This window comes from Sphingobacterium pedocola, assembly GCF_015209965.1.
In the GTDB taxonomy this organism is placed as follows: domain Bacteria; phylum Bacteroidota; class Bacteroidia; order Sphingobacteriales; family Sphingobacteriaceae; genus Sphingobacterium; species Sphingobacterium pedocola.
This window is the reverse complement of record NZ_MU158690.1, coordinates 826,122-842,704: the sequence shown is the minus strand read 5'-3', so window position 1 is coordinate 842,704 and position 16,583 is coordinate 826,122. Positions and strand designations below refer to the sequence as shown.

The window sequence follows — 16,583 nt, the reverse complement described above, 5'->3', positions numbered from 1 at the left end:
CAAGAATCTACTCCAGAATTATCTACAATTGTATGGATGAGCATCAAAAGGCGCTGATGCTTATTTTGCAGTTTATAAACCCTAAAATGGAGTAAAAATTGCAGTATTGAAACGGCAATTTTTACATATATTTGCAGTATACAAACAACAATATGCAAACATTACTCCATTTCCAAGATATTTTATTACGAAGTGTAACTAACGAGTTCAGACGATACCTCCATGATAAAATCAACTGGAACCAGCATATGATTGGCATTAAGGGTCCTAGGGGGGCGGGTAAGACAACGCTGTTATTGCAGCATCTCAAATACGGACTAGGCCCTATCAAAGAAAATGCTTTGTATATTACGGCGGATCATACTTGGTTTTATAACCACACATTGCTTGATACGGCAATGGAGTGGTATCAACAGGGAGGGCTGGTACTCCTGATCGATGAAGTACATAAATACCCAAACTGGTCGAGAGAACTAAAAAACATTTATGATGGCATCCCTCAGTTGAAGGTTATATTCTCCGCTTCTTCGGCACTGGATATTTATCGCGGGCAGGCAGATCTTAGCCGCCGGGTAATTAGCTACACACTCGCAGGCCTTTCTTTGAGAGAGTATCTGATGTTTACCGGTACTGCTAATTTTCCGGCCATATCGCTTCAAGATATAAAAAATCATCACCGTGAAATCACACTGGACATTACCTCGAAAATGAGACCCCTTCCTCTTTTTGCCAAGTATCTCCAGATAGGATACCTCCCTATTTTCACAGAAGGGGAAAGTGAATATTTACCAAAGCTGGAACAAGTAATAAATGCGGTGGTGGATACAGACTTAGCTTATATTGCATCTTACAATTCGGGAACAGCAGCGAAGGTAAAAAAGCTGTTGGGCGTCATAGCTGAATCGGCTCCTTTCAAACCTAACATCTCTGCCCTAGCGGGAAAACTTGATATTTCCAGAGATCGAATTTTAGAGTACGTATATCAGCTTTCTGACGCCCGTTTATTGAATGTACTTTCCGTACAAGGAAAAGGTGTATCAAGGTTGCAGAAACCGGATAAAATATTCCTCGAAAACACCAATCTCTCTTACGCTATACATACACAGCCTGACCCAGGAAATATACGGGAAACTTTTATGCTGAATCAGTTAATCAATGCCGAATTGCAGGTATCCGAACCGGAGACGGGTGATTTTCTCGTTAATGATATTAATGTTGAAGTGGGCGGTAAAAACAAGACTTCAAAACAGGTACGGAATACAGACACTTATCTCATAGCCGCCGACGATATTGAGACAGGCTTCGGTACAAAGGTGCCGTTATGGCTGTTCGGGTTTTTGTATTAATGTTCCAAGATATGAGCTACTTACGAATATTCGTCAACGTCAAATTTTACACCTACAGATAGTCCAGATGCTTAGACCTTGGGATCTTCAAATCATCATAAACACAAATTGCTATAGAGCGGTGTATATTCAGATTGCTGATGCAATTATTCATGCTATAAAGAACGGAAAGCTTAGTAGTGGAGATGCTTTACCCGGCAGCAGGCAATTAGCTGCCAAATTAAAAGTAAACCGCAATACGATTATTGATGCGCTAGATATACTACTGGCGGAAGGATGGTTGGACTCTAAGCTGTTTCTATATGACAAAGTTTACATTCATTAGATGTGATTGTTTAATCCTGCTGCCCCTTTGAAGCCAGGTAACGTGCCCCCACTCGGTAGACGACAGACTCCACGACATGATCTTCTACAAGGATATCAAAATGCATAATCTGTCCGTCTCTTTTAGTTACATATGTATCCCAGACTGCTACTTTCATTTCGTTTTTGATTGAAGAGGACAGACCTCGGTTGCGCCTATCCCCGGTTCGTTAAATTTAATAATACTATCCTTTTACGTCTGATAAAGAGGCTCCGAAGTTAATGTGCAATACATTTCCGTTGGGCGTTACCAAAGCAGGAACAGATTTTACTCCTGAATTTTCAGCATCGTTGATACGATTTTTATCTTCGCCCAGGTGAACTACTTCCACATTAGATTCACCGATTAAACGAACAATATCTTGTTCTGCGCTCACACAAACAGGACATCCTGCGTGATAAAAAATTGATTTTTCCATTGTTGAATTGATTACGTTTGCTGACCCTATTGTCAATACAAACTTAGCGAGCGTGATCTGCTATTGACTGATCCAGATTTTTGATATATTGGTTTAAACTGGAGTAGATGAAAACTTAGACAAGTTTAATTTACATTTGTGCAATAGCAAAATGGAATGGGGACCGAATAAGAAACTCAGCGGTTTACGGTTCTTATTCGCTATTTAAAGGCAAGCTAAACCAGAATGTACTGCCACGACCGAGTACGCTATCGACCCAAATTCTACCCTGATGTCGGGTTATAATTTCGTGGGATAAAAATAATCCCATCCCCAGTCCGGAAATATTCTGGGTGTTTTCTTCTATACGGTAAAAGCGGGAGAAGATCGTATCCTGCTTGTCAATGGGAATGCCGATACCGAAGTCTTTCACACCGACTAAGACTTCACTGTCGCTGATAAGGAGCGACACCTCGATCTCCGTCTTTCCGGGGGCATATTTGATGGCATTAGTCAATAGATTGAGCATAACCTGCTCAATACGGTGGCTATCGGCCTTAACCACACACGACTCAGCCACTGTTTTGAACGTGATATGATGCTTGTTGCTATTTAGAGCGACCAAATCTATAGCTTCCTTAATCGTATTGAGTAGATCGAAATCAACTAAGGTTAATTTTAGTTTTCCGGCTTCAATCTTCGAAACATCGAGTAGGTCGTCGACTAACATGGCTAGCTTTTTAACCTGCAAAGTAGCTCGCTTTAAAAACAAATGATGTTGTTCATTTTGGTTAGATCGCTCTAAAATCTGAAGGTAGCCATTTATACTAGTAAGCGGGGTCTTCAGTTCGTGACTAGCCAAGCCGATAAATTCATCTTTCTTATCGTTCAGACTTTTCACTTTTTCATAGAGTTGTGCATTATCTAATCCGACCGCAGCATGTGCTGCAATGGAAATAACGAGACTTTCATGGTCTGAACTAAAGCGTTCTGGATCAGGGTGTCCAAAAAACAATCCGCCGATAACTTCCCCCGATCGGGATACAACGGGGACCGCAAGATAACTGGAAACGTGAAAATCTACGGATGGCATGCCGAAAAGATATTTGTGCAACTGATAACGGGGGTCCTCGTCGGTGTTTGCCACGCGATTCACTTGCAAATCGGTAAATACCCCGGAGAAGAAAGCTTGGCTTGCCGCAATATCAGAAGGGGTGAATGAAACAGTGCCCACGGAAGAAGTAGCATACACAAGATCCACCTTCCCATCTATATCTTTTTTGGCATAAAAGAAGCTTCCAAATGCTGCGCCAGTAAGTTCGCAGGTGGCAGCGATCACTTTTTGCAGGATACGATCCAGATCCAATTCCTCAGCAACCGTTTGAATCATCTTGTTGAGCACCTCCAATCGCATGGTATAACGACGAGCTGCCTTCTCCGCTGCCTTCTGCACGCTGATATCCCGGGCAATCTTGGAGGAACCTATGACCTGACCTTTCCCGTCTAAAACAGGCGATACCGTAATCGAGAGCTGCTTCTCATTCCCTTCTTTATCCAAGCGAACTGTCTCAAAGTTAACAACCTGCTGACCTTCGCTGACCAGGGAAGCCAGATAGGTCGCTTCTTCAAAGCGTGATGAGGGATGGATAAGGGATATGTGCTTCCCGACAGCCTCTTCCGTCGAATAGCCTAAGTGGCGCTCGGCGGCTCGATTCCAGCTAGTAATATATCCCCCCAGTGTTTGGCCAATGATAATGTCGTCGGTAGAATCTATGATTGCCGCTAGTCGGCCATGTTTTTCCGCATTCTCTTCTATCCGGATTTCATGGAGTTTTTGGTCGGTGATATCCAGCACAGAACCAATCAACCGTAGCGGCTTAGCATCTTTGTCGAAGTAGGCTTTGCCTTGGGCCTTTATCCAACGTTCTTGCCGATTAGCACCCGTAATGGTACGGTACACTGTGGAATATATGCCACCGGAGCGCTCTTCATCCATTGCCCTCGATATTGCCCAGAAAACACGATCCACATCGTCGGGATGTAGCGCTTCTTTAAAATCTTTTTCTAAGGTTACAGGACGATCGTGAGTCACCCCAAAAAGCTCCCTACATCTCCTATCCCACTCGAGTATACCGGTTAAAACATTAAAATCGAAGGTACCCAAGGAAGCAGCTTCCTTGGCTAGACGCGACTGCTCGTAGACCCGCTCGAGTTCTAAGCGAGCTGTAACCTGCTCGGTGACGTTAACCGAAATAGCCAATACGCCAAGAATAGATCCATCTGCATTATAATAAGGCTGGTATACAAAGCTTTGATATACAACATCAGGTACCCCGTGACGGATAAGAGACACTGGCTGCTCTATAGCCTGATAAGGTATACCCGTATTATACACCTGCGCCATAACTTCTTCCAACCCCTGCTTCCGCGCATCGGGCAATGCTTCGAAAAGCGGGCGGTGCAACACCTCGGTTCTGGCTTTGCCCCATATATCGATCATGGCATCATTGACCAGTGCAACGGTATGCTCGGGTCCCAGAAGTAAACACATGGCGACTGGAGCTTGTTGTATCATATTGTAAAAATTCCGTTCGCTCTGTTCGACCTTTTGTTTGGCCTGATAAAGGTCAGTCACATCGGCTGCCGTATTCATGACTCCGTATATCTGGCCTTCATGATTGCGTAGCGGCGTAAAACTATAATTAAAATAGAAATCCTGAGGTCTGCCCTCGATATGCAGGACGACGAGCTGATTGCGTGTATGAAATGGAATACCAGTTGAATAGACGCTATCAAGCTGCGGATAGATTTCTTGGTCTGCCAGTTCGGGCAACACTTCTGCGTACATTTTCCCTACAACCTCGTCACCTTTTCCCCAGACATCTTTGATTGCCTGGTTCGCGTGGGTTATACGCATTTCCTTGCCAATATATACGCCGATTGGAAAAGGAGCCCGTTCTACCATTTCGCGCATCTGATGTTCGCTTTCCGTGAGCCTTTCTAACGATATATGTAACTTACGTTGGGTAAATTCCAAGTCTTCATTGGTAGTGATTAGTTCTTCGTTAGCGGAAGCTATTTCTTCGTTGATGGCCGCCATTTCCTCGTTCGTCTGTTCCAACACTTGTTGTGCAGTGGATTTTGCGGTTACATCGATAGCAACAATCATAAGACCGATAATTTGTCCTCCTGTGTCACGAAGCGGCTCATACACGAAATCAACGTAAACAGTTTCGGGTATGCCGTTACGAATGAGGGTAACCCGGTGCTCTTTGGCCTGATAGCTTTGACCCGTCTGAATTACGCGAAGCGAGATAGGTTCGTACACGTCCCTGATTTCAGCATTGACGTCCCAATACGGAAGGCGAAAGAAATCTTCACGTTGCTTGCCGGTGATTTCCACGAATGCGTCGTTCACCTCGATCGTGCGTAAAGGTGTCCCAATAACAATACAGATACCTACGGGAGCCTGGTGAATCATTAAGTCAACATTCTGCTTATAGGACCGCAGTGTCTTGAGTTCCTGTACCGCCGGCGTGCGATCGGCAAATGTAACACCTACACCCTGTACTTTACCAAGCTCGTCTCTTATAGGGGTAAAAGATATATCAAAATAGCAGTCGGCTAGCGCGTCGTGTTTGCCTTTCTTTACTTTGTACTGATTCCATTCGCTGGCCTCGCCCTGCAAAGCCTTCGTAAAAAGAGGACTGAAGGCATGCCAATCGGAACGAAACGTCTGCTCGGCCGGAATGCCTAAAATAGGCGCCTGTAGAAAGTAGTGATCTAATATAAACTCAAAGTGTGCATTGTACAATTGTATCAAGGAACTGCCCCAACACAGAAGGGTTGGAACGTTGCTGCTTAGCATCGTAGCCGTTGCTTGCTTTAATGCGGGTGGCCAGTTAGCTATGGCACCAAGCTCGGTACGCTCCCAGTCAAGGCTTGTTAGGTGACGTGCACATTCTCCACTGCCTCGTAAAAAAAGTAAAAATCCATTCGGCTGATCTGAAGCCCCTGTTTTTTGTTGTGAAGAGATCATAAACTATGCTACATTTTGTGGATTACACCCGAATTTATTTAACAGCTTATCGTCCGATTTGTTTACAATATCCGATTAATTGTATTACTACTCCATGCTTAAAATTGAGTGAGAAGAGACTTCAAGCGGGTATTTTTTCACCACAAACCTAAATAAACGCTTCGAATTTACAAACTGCTCTATGCTATGTTTTATTAGGGGAAAAACACCAGCCTTTTTGTTGCTAACAAACTTGCTTATTTCAAGGCCGCGTCAAGTTGTTCCACGTCTAATTGATTCTCCCATTTCGCAACGACAACAGTCGCCACTGCGTTACCGACTAAATTAGTAAGTGCCCGACATTCGGACATAAACTTATCTATACCTAATATCAGCGTCATACCGGCTATGGGGACTTCAGGCACTACAGCTAATGTAGCCGCCAGCGTGATAAAGCCTGCTCCAGATACTCCTGCGGCTCCTTTGGAACTCAGCATCGCAACTAACAACAACAGGATCTGTTGTTCGAGGCTGAGATCAATATTACATGCCTGTGCAATAAACAATGCGGCAAGCGTCATATAGATGTTCGTTCCATCCAGATTAAAGGAGTAGCCTGTAGGAACGACCAGCCCTACAACGGGCTTCGCACAGCCCGCTTTTTCCATTTTCTGCATGAGTGACGGAAGGGCCGATTCTGAAGAGCTAGTCGCCAAAACTAACAATAGCTCGTCTTTGAGGTATCTTAATAGTTTAAAAATTGAAAATCCGTTGTACCGCGCTACGGCCCCTAATACAAAAGCTATAAAGAAGGCCGAGGTCATATAAAATGTAGCGACCAACATCACCAGATTACTCATAGAACTTAACCCATATTTGCCGATGGTAAAGGCCATTGCGCCGAACGCACCAATTGGAGCCAACTTCATTAAAATACTAACAACTTTAAATATTGGATACGCAAGCGCATGTAAAAAATCGAGAACAGGTTTGCTTTTATCTAATGTTAACGAAATGCCTACACCAAATAAGATCGCGGTAAACAATACCTGCAATATATTGGTACCAGTTAAGGGGCTTATGAGTGTTTGCGGAATTATATTTAACACAAAATTCAGCAGACTCGAGTCTCTTGCATTGGTCACATAATCCGAAACACTGTTGAAGTCTAATGTAGCGGGATCTATATTCAATCCCTTACCGGGCTGCACTAGGTTGCTTACAATTAGTCCCAGTATCAGTGCCAATGTAGAAAACGTGATAAAGTAAATAAAAGATTTGCCCGCGACACGACCTATTTTTTTCATATCACTCATCGATGCAATACCTGTTGAGACAGTGATAAAGATAACCGGAGCAATAATCATTTTAATCAATTGTATAAAACCATCACCAAGCGGCTTCATTTGTTCTCCCAAAGCTGGATAAAAATGCCCCAGTGACACACCGACCACTATTGCAAATAAGACTTGGACATAAAGCAGTTGATAAAATTTAGGTTTCTTTTTGAACTTTGCGGGTGTTGAACTTTCGTTGTCAATTATCATACGGGTTATGCCGTTTAAAGTGTTAAGGAACTAATCATTTTGGTTACGACTCCTTTCATTATGGATGTTGGTTAATCTTAAACGTGTACTTTCCGGATCCAAGCTGTAATTTATATTGTACACCTACTTGTTCAACTGAAGATGCCCATTCACTTAGCCCGAGTACTTTTCCATTGATATATATATCCTCCAAAGAACGAGCCTCGATATAGAAGTAAGCAGTGGTATTTACCGGTATCTCCAGCTCATGGATCCGAACATTATCCTCATATCGCCATGCGGCCTGAATGCGACCTGCAATAGAGTGGTATGTACCTTTTACACTTTTTAATGGGATATTTTTCGGCGGTAATTCGGGTTTGATCGTAAAAGAGCGAAAACCACGATCAATAGGTTTGATACCTATCATATACTCAAAGATCCATTCGTTGATCGCACCAAAAGCATAATGGCTGAAGGAGTTCATCGCTGCGTTATGTACAAAGCCTTGATCTTTTGTATAGCTATCCCAGCGCTCCCAAATAGAAGTAGCTCCATTCACAACCTCATATCCCAACGACGGGTATTCGGTACTGAGCAGGAGTTTGTACGCTTTATCTGATGAGTTGGTACGCGACAACGCTGGCAATAAAGGCTTAAAACCTAAAAAGCCCGTAGTCAGTTTATCATCGTTTTCTTCCACTAGCTGTCGCAAAAGTCTACCAGCATATTCCAGATCTTCCTCTTCTAATATAAGCATGTAAATAGCGTTTGCATAGGCCGTTTGCGTATGTCCTGAAAACCCGTTTTGCCCTTCGACGTATCCTGCTCCGTCACCGTATCGAGCGGAGTCTGTCTTAAATTTACCGGCATCTGTATAGTGAGCTAGGAATCCACTGTGAATGATTTCCGCAGTTTTACCGTAACGTTGCGTAAGTTCGTCTTCTTGGATCGCTTCACACATTTCTTTCATGAGCTTCGCACAATAGAAATAGTAGAGTGTGGCCAACAAATCCGGGCTTGTTTTTTTACCGATCGACAGCCAGTCACCAAAGCCTCCATTGGGTTCAATCTCTTCGAAGATCCCCTCCGGCAAAACACCCAGATTGTTCGCTTTAGTAGCTAAAAAATCCATGAACTTCACCATGTAGGGCAATGAACGCTTTACCATTCGAAGGTCGTTATACGCGCGGAATATTTCATAGGTGCAAATGACACCTGCCTCCGACCAACCTGGAGAATAGGTATCTGAACTTCGTATGGCGGGTATCCCCGCTTTGTTAACAGGCATTGGGGCATAAATAGGAAACGCCCCATTAGGCCATTGCGCATCATTTAAATCTTGTATCCATTTGGTGTGGAAAGCAGCAATGTTGTTATTGTAAACTGCAGAACGAATATATACCTGCGCATCCCCGGTCCATGCCAAACGCTCATCACGCTGTGGGCAATCGGTAGGAATATCCAAATAATTTGCCCGTTGAGTCCAGACGATATTACGATAGAGCTTATTCAACAGCTCATTATCTGATTCAAAATAACCTGCTGTTTCGAGATCCGAACTAAGTGCTAGTCCCACTAAAAAATCTGCAGCCGGGGCCTCTTTTAATCCTGTAATTTCTACGTATTGGAATCCGTGGTAGGTGAATCGCGGACTCCATACTTCGCCCTCCGGATTCCCTTTTAAGATGTAGGTGTCTGTCGCCCGCGCACTGCGCAGGTTTTCGGTCACCAAGGTACCATCAAGGTGCAGCATCTCTCCATAACGGAATACCAGGGTGTCATGGGCTTGACCGAGCATACGTGCGCGTATAATACCCGCAAAATTCTGACCAAAGTCCACTATATATTTACCATTATCCAAACGCCTTATCGACTTTATAGGCAGTTCCTCGACGACCCTTACCGGCTCTCCAGGATAAAGTTGTATTTTCCTTGTGCTGTTATCTTCCATCACCTGAGCCGGCCTCCAATCTGTATCATCAAATCTGGGCCGATCCCATCCCGCCATTTCTTTGGTAGCGTCATATGTTTCGCCTTGGAGAAAATCTGACTCCATCAGCGCACCAGCAGATGCCTTCCATTGCTCATCGGTCGAAATAATATCGCTACTTCCATCGGAATACTGGATCTCAACCTGTGCTTTCAACAACGGAAAATCTCCATAGAATGCACGGACTTGTGGACTTCCTACAAATAGCGCGTACCCGAGATAACCGGCATACCAACCGTTAGAAAGTACGGCGCCAAACGTGTTGCCCCCCTGTTGCAGGTGTTTTGTAACGTCATAAACCTGATAGTACACCCGCATATCGTAATCTGTCCAGCCCGATCCGAAATAGTCCCTACCTACTTTATCGCCATTGATATAGAACTCGTGAAGACCTAAAGAACTGATATATAGACGCGCGACCCGGACTTCTTTTTGAACGCGAACTTCTTTGCGCAGGTAGGGTGACGGCGGCAAATGATACGTTCCGCCTTTTGCAAGGTGGTTTAAATCATAACCAATCCACTTTGCGTGCCAATCGGACTGATTAAGCAACCCCATCTCCCAGTGATTAACCTCGCTCCATTTACCCTGCCGATTGTTCGCGTCCCACACCTTGACTTTCCACCACACTCTTTGTCTGGAAGACAGTGCAACTCCATCATAGACGATCTGGTTGGTGGCCTGAGACGTTTGCTTGCCGCTATCCCATAAATCTCCTTCGTTTCTTTTCAGTTTCTTTAATGATGACGCTACGATAACCTGATATGCAGATTGAAACTGATTGTGCTTTTTAGCGGTTAGCTCCCAACTGAGGCGAGGCACTCTTTCATCCACAAACGGGCGATCCTTGTATTCTACTCGAAGATTCACCGGCTTTAAATCCGACGCGAAACTTAGCCCTGCTGTATGCAGCAAACAAAACAAAATGATGTATCTCATTGTCTAATTAGCGATGTTTAATTTTTTAGATGTCTTGCTAACAGGCTGAATAACGGTTATGGTATCCGGTTTTTTTACAGCGGCGTGTGCTGCCCTTTGCATGATGGCTAGCTCTTCCGAACCGATTCCTGCCGGACTATATGGATTTCCTATAACATCCTGTCCGGTAAGTTTTTCAAACCACACCGCGGCAGCAATGTAGCGCCCTGTTGAGGGAGATAAATGAAATCCGTCGGTGGTTAAATCGCTTCCCATTACCGATGTTCGTGCATTCTGTATTGCCGTGCCTGCCGGGATAATAGTCTTAATCTTTACCAATTTTGCTGCTTGATTGACCGCCTTAACAATCGCTTTATACATGGTCAACTGATCATTATTGTAGTTTGGAAAACCTGGATGGTTTGAGGTTTCGGCATACGCCCACGTTTGATGAAGAGCAAATTTCACGCCGTCATACTTTATGCTGTCGCGAACATAGTTAACGAGTTTTGGTAGATTCTCGCCAAAGGTTTCATATTTACCGGCATAGTGACTGACTTGTTGAAAGGTAATGTAATCCCACTTCTCGTCTTTCAATGCCATTCCAAATGATGCATTCCTAGTAACCGTCTTCGTTCCGTCCAATACAATCTTCGTATAGAGATATGGGTTAGCAGACGTTTCAAAATTTTTGACGTGAAAATCAAGAGGTGCACCTGGCGCTGCTAGATTACCAATAATAACACGTACCCCGGCTGCTTGCGCAATACCAAAAAAATGTGTTTCCAGCGCGTCGGCAGAAAAACTGTTCCCTATAGCGAGAATATGTATTACCTTTTTTTTCTTTCCTGCGGGCTCTGTTTCAACCAGATCCACAATATGTTTTTTACTTGCTCCGCCCGTCCCATGAGCGTTTATAAAATTCCCGAACATTAAACCCAGTATCAGGATTGCATAAGAACGATACTGTAACAAGCTGTTAATTTGTATTTTCATAAGAACACTTATTTATTCATTAAAGCTATAGTTACCAAAGGTAACTCAAAAACAATTTTTCCGCCTTGGATCTTTTTTCGTGTGATCGCACGTTCTGGAAAATTATGGATTACTCTAACCACCCGGGGTTTTGCCAGTTTTGCCCGGTCAACTGAAACATTTTGTTCACCTCGGCTTGATCAATAGGGTATAATAAATATTTATCGCTGGAGGAATTCCTGTCGGCAAATTTAAACCGATTATAAACAAGTTCCCCATTTTCGATTTCGATCCGCATACCGGTAACAAATTGATCGGTGTCGGCAAGGATTTTCCATCGGCGTACGTCAAAATAGCGATGCTCCTCGAAAGCCATCTCTATCTTACGTTCATTCCTATACCGTATCTCAAATTGTTCGGCAGATAATCCTCCAGGTAAAGGGGGCATTTTGGCGCGCGCACGAACGGCATTAACCGCATCTCGGGCACTGATACCAATATTGGATGCTTGGATAACAACATCAGGCCCGGCAGATTGATACGCAGACTCCGCAAAATTTAAGTACAGTTCCGCCAGGCGAAAAAGGCGGGTGGCACCGTCTGCATTATTATTCTGCCCGGAGCCGGGATTGCTAAATTTGCGAAGATAATAACCTGTCCGCGTATGTCTTCTGTTTGTGGTGGAGATCCCTTCATCGCCGCCTACGTAAGTTTCAACAAACTCATTGGCAGCGTTAAAATATCGGGGAGCACCATTGTAGTAAATAGAAGCATAAAATCGGGGATCCCTTCCCGCATAAGGGTTATTCGGATCATAGCCTGAAGCTGCGTTAATGATTGGAACCATTCGCTGGCTGTCTTCGTATCCTATAATCGGGGGCTCGCCATTTGCCATTTCGTAGCTATCTACCAAACCTTGCGTGGGATTGGGTCCTGCGCGCTCCATCCCCGCAATAGTTGGCAGACCGGCATAACGCCAAACCTGCATTTGGATGCCAAGCTGGTAGATTGTTTCTTTGTCGACTGATCGTTGATCGTTTGAAGAAGTAACAAAATAAAGCCCATAGGGATTTGGCGCCCCGCCGGAAGCGGGCTCTACATTGAACAGCCGATAGTCGTTTGCCAAGCACTGCGACAAAGCTTCTGCATTGATCTGCGTGGCGTCTTCCCAGGTAAATGAACCGTCTGACCACAACGGGCTTACTGCATAGGTGACAGCCTGAGATTTGATTGCATAGGCTACCGCTCGAGTCATCTTTCCAGCCTGGTTATCATAAATTGCCCAGGAGAAGCCGTCTCGCGTATCTGGAATTTTCAATGCTTCATCGCAATCCTGTAGGATGAAACGAACAATATCGGAGAAAGAAGACTTCTTGTCTTGCGAGAAATCGTACCCGACTGGCAACGGCCTGTCAAAAAAAGGAACCGCACCATATCTTTTAATGAGCTGCAGGTAATAGAGTGCCCGCAAGGTATGCGCCTGCGCAATCCACCCGCTTTTTTCCTCTTCAGAAACGTATACTGATCCACCCTTAATATTTTCTAAGAAAACATTGCATTTACGTATCCCCTCATATAATTGTGCCCAAGGGCTACCATCTGCCGAATGGTCTGGAAATGAGGAAACGGTCGTAGCACCTCGGTACCAAAGGTTGTATTTAGAGCCTGGTGTAATATCATCTGCGTCTTGTGACTCGTCGGTAAAAGACGACCGATCCATATACGGTCTTGGTGCATAACCATAACACGAATTAAGATACCCTCGCGTATGGTTATAGTCGTTGAATATCTCGTCTAGGGTGATACGTCCATCCGACGGCAAGTCGAGTTGTTTCTGACAGCCGAAGAAAAGCAGGAGGCTTAACATCGCATGGCAAATAACAATTTTTAATTTTACGTTTGCTTTCATCTTACAGTTTCTTACATAACAATATTAACACCAACACTATACACCCGATAGGCTGGGATCGCGAGGAAGCCGCCGCCCTCAGGCCCGAAATCCTTCGACTTCATTTTGTCCCAGGTTATTAGATTTTGACCACTTAGTGTGAAGCGAATCTCATTCACACTTCCCATCCTCAATTTCTCCTTTCCCAATGTATAGCCAATTTCGACGTTTTTCAACCTTAAATAGGAACGGTTGAAAAGAACAAAATCACTATTTTCATGATTAACAGACTTCGCTAACGACAACGCTGGCCACGTAATTTTCTCCCCGCTTTCATACCGTTCCGCAGTCCACGAATTCTCGTGTAACGATCCGAAAATCCCATCGAATTCGGTTTCCCATATACCGGCTCCAGTGTAGCTTGAAGCATATTTGCCTAACCCCTGAAAGATAAAGTGTACATCAAACGCTCCGTGTGATAGACCTCCTGCAAAAGAATAGTTTATGCGTGGGATAGCCCCGTATCCCAGGGGTGCTTGATCTCGTTCATCAATCGTGCCGTCGCCGTTTAGATCGCGGTATTTTAGATCGCCTACACGAGGTGTTCCAAAGCCATAATCTAAGTTTGATGCTTCAATTTCACTTTGTGAATTAAAAAAACCGTTGCCATTGCTATTATCGACGAGATAGCCGAACGACTGTCCATGCGAGAACCCTTCTACTCTTTTTCTGTAAGCAAAATCATCTGTCCTAAACGCCTCATTGGAGTGAACAATTGTATTTTTATTGTAGGAATATAATCCTTGTATATAGAAAGAAGAACGGGCATTGAGGACGTTCTCATAGCGCAATCCTAGTTCATACCCTTTATTTTCGAAGATCCCTCCGTTAACTTTTGGGTAATTTGACAATGGAACACCTTGATAAGACGGTATCGCTGCTATGGCACCTACCACCATATTTTCCATACGCTCCTTAAAGAAATCTGCCGTAAGGGTAATTGCGTTAAACAATCCTAAATCGATACCTATGTTTGTTTTCGTTGAAACTTCGGCTTGTATCATAGGGTTTCCGATCTGGAGTTCATTGGTAACATATTGCAAATAGCCTAAGGTTCCCCCCCCGCCTACTGTAATATTGTCGAGGTAGGCAAACCGCAACAAATCGCTTTGATCATTCGCTGTTTTCCCCCAGGAACCACGCAGTTTGAGGAGGGAAAGCCATGCACGTTGCTCTTCCAAAAAGCGTTCATTGGAAGCAAGCCAGCTAGCTCCCAGTGCCGGTGTAAAGATAAAGCGGTAGGCACGCGCGTACTGTTCTGATCCAGCATATCCCGTGACGGCCTTAAAGAAATATCGGTTATTATAGTTATAATTGACTTCCGCACCTGTACTCAGCCGTTTGTATGGCAATAATTCAGGGGAAGTGGTGTTACTTTTGCTCAGATCTTGGAACAACATATAGGCTGTCCCATTAATACTGTGTGCTCCGAATCGACGTTGATAGTCAAGTTGGCCTTTATAGGTTAAATTATAGTAATAGGTTTGTCCCTTTTCATATCGTAGCGGTGTGTTTTGTTCTCCACCTTTTTTAGTAAAATCCAGCACATTCCAGTCGTCTTTCCGTTGATATCGTTCAAAATCCTGTAGCGTACGTAAACTTCCCATAGAATGCGTCTGGTAAGCGAAAAGGCCAGATAGGTTAAGTCCTTCCGCTAAGAATCCCATATCGAGGTCTAGACCGAATTGCGAAACAATATTAGTAGTCGTATGGTTGGTATATCCACTACGATTGAGCAACCCATAGGTTGGCGCCCCTACCCTTTCGGTCGTTATAACCTCATTTCCGACGTGCGACACCTCTCCGTTAGTCGGATCTATGACCTCAGGGGTAAGCGGGCCATACATCGTTGATGGTAATTGGAAAATGCTGCTGTAAACGGTCGCACTGGACACATTACCAGGAGTCCTTTCTCTTTTGATATTTCCGCTAAGCCGCACATAACCTTGTAAATAATCGTTAAAGCGCAAATCCACATTCGATCGATAATTGACCCATATGTTTTTAGTGTTTGTGCTATATTCGTCCTGATCGGTCTTGAACTGCCCCCCCTGATGCATAAAGTTCACGTTGGAGTAATAAGATACACGGTCATTCCCTCCTGTTACATTCACGCCTGCACGTTGCATAGTTGCGTAATCTTCTACGTATCGATCATACCAGTTGTTGTTTGGATACAGATCAGGAAGATCGCCTGTTCGAAAGTGTTCTAGCTGTTCTGCGCTAAATTGGCTAAATTCTCCCATTCCATCGTTAAACCCTGCCAGGTTCCTAAGTTCGGCATATTTTGCTGACGAATAGAATATCGGCTTAGTAATTACTTGCTGAAAAGACTGATCTACTCGTCCATTTACTGTGATTGCCCCTTTCTTCCCCCGCTTAGTTTTAACTACAATAACCCCATTAGCCCCCTGTATACCATAGATAGCTTGTGTAGAAGCATCTTTTAACACAGATATAGTTTCAATTTCGCTCGGGGTGATGTGGGTTAACGATTGGCTACTATTGTAAGAAACTGGTAGCCCGTCGATAACAATAAGTGGTTCAGACTGTCTTCCCGCTGAGATACCCCTTACAAATAAGTTGGTATTCGCCCGAGACAGCTCCGATGATATTTCTGGAGACGTTAGCCCTGCTAAACGTCCAGACAACGTTTGGTCGAGATTAGCAACAGGATGTCGTTCCAACACCGTCCCGGAAACGGTCGACACGCTTCCCGTTAGCTCCCCGAGGCTTGTATGGCTATATCCTAAATCTATTCGCTTGTCCACACCGTGGATATCGCGTACCATCACCAATGTGAATATATTGCTTATACCAGTAACAGTTGTGTCTTTTGTACGGTACTGCAGGCTTTCAAATCTTATCCTGGTACTACCATCAGAAATGGACAATTCAAAATTTCCATCACGGTCAGTAGAAGTACCATTTTTGCCGAGCTCCGTGTTGATCACAACGTTATTCAACGGTTGCTGATATTCGTTTATTACCCTTCCCTTGATTGTCACGGCGTCGCTTTGCGCGAATGAGACGGTTGTCATGAGACAGACAACCAGCGGGAGAACGGATGTCTTGAATACAATTTTATAATTTATCAT

The 16,583-nt window shown here is 44.2% G+C and carries 10 protein-coding genes; 2 read left to right on the top strand and 8 right to left on the bottom strand.

Annotation, left to right across the window (positions count from 1 at the left end; all coding sequences use genetic code 11):
- Positions 1-152: 152 nt before the first annotated feature.
- Together C4F40_RS13585 and C4F40_RS13580 are read left to right on the top strand one after the other, a co-directional pair.
- Positions 153-1,346, top strand: coding sequence for an ATP-binding protein (locus C4F40_RS13585; RefSeq protein ID WP_196939923.1), 1,194 nt, complete (start codon positions 153-155; stop codon positions 1,344-1,346).
- Positions 1,347-1,413: 67 nt separating this feature from the next.
- Positions 1,414-1,671, top strand: coding sequence for a GntR family transcriptional regulator (locus C4F40_RS13580; protein ID WP_196939922.1), 258 nt, complete (start codon positions 1,414-1,416; stop codon positions 1,669-1,671).
- 10 nt (positions 1,672-1,681) lie between these two features.
- Here C4F40_RS13580 and C4F40_RS13575 read toward each other — a convergent pair whose 3' ends face one another.
- The 8 genes from C4F40_RS13575 to C4F40_RS13540 form a co-directional block, all read right to left on the bottom strand.
- Positions 1,682-1,828, bottom strand: a complete 147-nt coding sequence (locus C4F40_RS13575; protein WP_196939921.1) for a DUF2024 family protein — start codon at positions 1,826-1,828, stop codon at positions 1,682-1,684.
- A 66-nt stretch (positions 1,829-1,894) separates the two neighbouring features.
- The gene (locus C4F40_RS13570; protein WP_196939920.1) at positions 1,895-2,128 is read right to left on the bottom strand and encodes a thioredoxin family protein; all 234 of its coding nucleotides are present in this window, start codon (positions 2,126-2,128) and stop codon (positions 1,895-1,897) included.
- Positions 2,129-2,321: 193 nt separating this feature from the next.
- Positions 2,322-6,146, bottom strand: a complete 3,825-nt coding sequence (locus C4F40_RS13565) for a PAS domain-containing protein (protein ID WP_196939919.1) — start codon at positions 6,144-6,146, stop codon at positions 2,322-2,324.
- Positions 6,147-6,382: 236 nt separating this feature from the next.
- Entirely contained in the window at positions 6,383-7,672 is a 1,290-nt protein-coding gene (locus C4F40_RS13560; protein WP_196939918.1) for a dicarboxylate/amino acid:cation symporter, read from the bottom strand.
- A gap of 58 nt (positions 7,673-7,730) precedes the next feature.
- Complete coding sequence (locus C4F40_RS13555) at positions 7,731-10,583, bottom strand: family 78 glycoside hydrolase catalytic domain (protein ID WP_196939917.1); 2,853 nt, start codon at positions 10,581-10,583, stop codon at positions 7,731-7,733.
- Positions 10,584-10,586: 3 nt separating this feature from the next.
- Positions 10,587-11,558 carry a DUF4886 domain-containing protein gene (locus C4F40_RS13550; protein WP_196939916.1) on the bottom strand — a complete coding sequence of 324 codons (972 nt, stop codon included), beginning with the start codon at positions 11,556-11,558 and terminating at the stop codon, positions 10,587-10,589.
- A 109-nt stretch (positions 11,559-11,667) separates the two neighbouring features.
- A complete protein-coding gene (locus tag C4F40_RS13545; protein WP_196939915.1) occupies positions 11,668-13,446 on the bottom strand; it encodes a RagB/SusD family nutrient uptake outer membrane protein in 1,779 nt (592 codons plus the stop codon).
- A gap of 11 nt (positions 13,447-13,457) precedes the next feature.
- Positions 13,458-16,583: a SusC/RagA family TonB-linked outer membrane protein gene (locus C4F40_RS13540; protein WP_196939914.1), complete on the bottom strand. Its 3,126-nt coding sequence runs from the start codon at positions 16,581-16,583 to the stop codon at positions 13,458-13,460.

Excerpts from the sequence above, each read along its gene's own strand:
- C4F40_RS13545 (WP_196939915.1), bottom strand. The coding sequence starts at position 13,446 with ATGAAAGCAAACGTAAAATTAAAAATTGTTATTTGCCATGCGATGTTA.
- C4F40_RS13575 (WP_196939921.1), bottom strand. The coding sequence starts at position 1,828 with ATGAAAGTAGCAGTCTGGGATACATATGTAACTAAAAGAGACGGACAG.
- C4F40_RS13550 (WP_196939916.1), bottom strand. The coding sequence starts at position 11,558 with ATGAAAATACAAATTAACAGCTTGTTACAGTATCGTTCTTATGCAATC.
- C4F40_RS13585 (WP_196939923.1), top strand. The coding sequence starts at position 153 with ATGCAAACATTACTCCATTTCCAAGATATTTTATTACGAAGTGTAACT.
- C4F40_RS13570 (WP_196939920.1), bottom strand. The coding sequence starts at position 2,128 with ATGGAAAAATCAATTTTTTATCACGCAGGATGTCCTGTTTGTGTGAGC.
- C4F40_RS13565 (WP_196939919.1), bottom strand. The coding sequence starts at position 6,146 with ATGATCTCTTCACAACAAAAAACAGGGGCTTCAGATCAGCCGAATGGA.
- C4F40_RS13580 (WP_196939922.1), top strand. The coding sequence starts at position 1,414 with ATGCTTAGACCTTGGGATCTTCAAATCATCATAAACACAAATTGCTAT.
- C4F40_RS13560 (WP_196939918.1), bottom strand. The coding sequence starts at position 7,672 with ATGATAATTGACAACGAAAGTTCAACACCCGCAAAGTTCAAAAAGAAA.
- C4F40_RS13555 (WP_196939917.1), bottom strand. The coding sequence starts at position 10,583 with ATGAGATACATCATTTTGTTTTGTTTGCTGCATACAGCAGGGCTAAGT.
- C4F40_RS13540 (WP_196939914.1), bottom strand. The coding sequence starts at position 16,583 with ATGATAAATTATAAAATTGTATTCAAGACATCCGTTCTCCCGCTGGTT.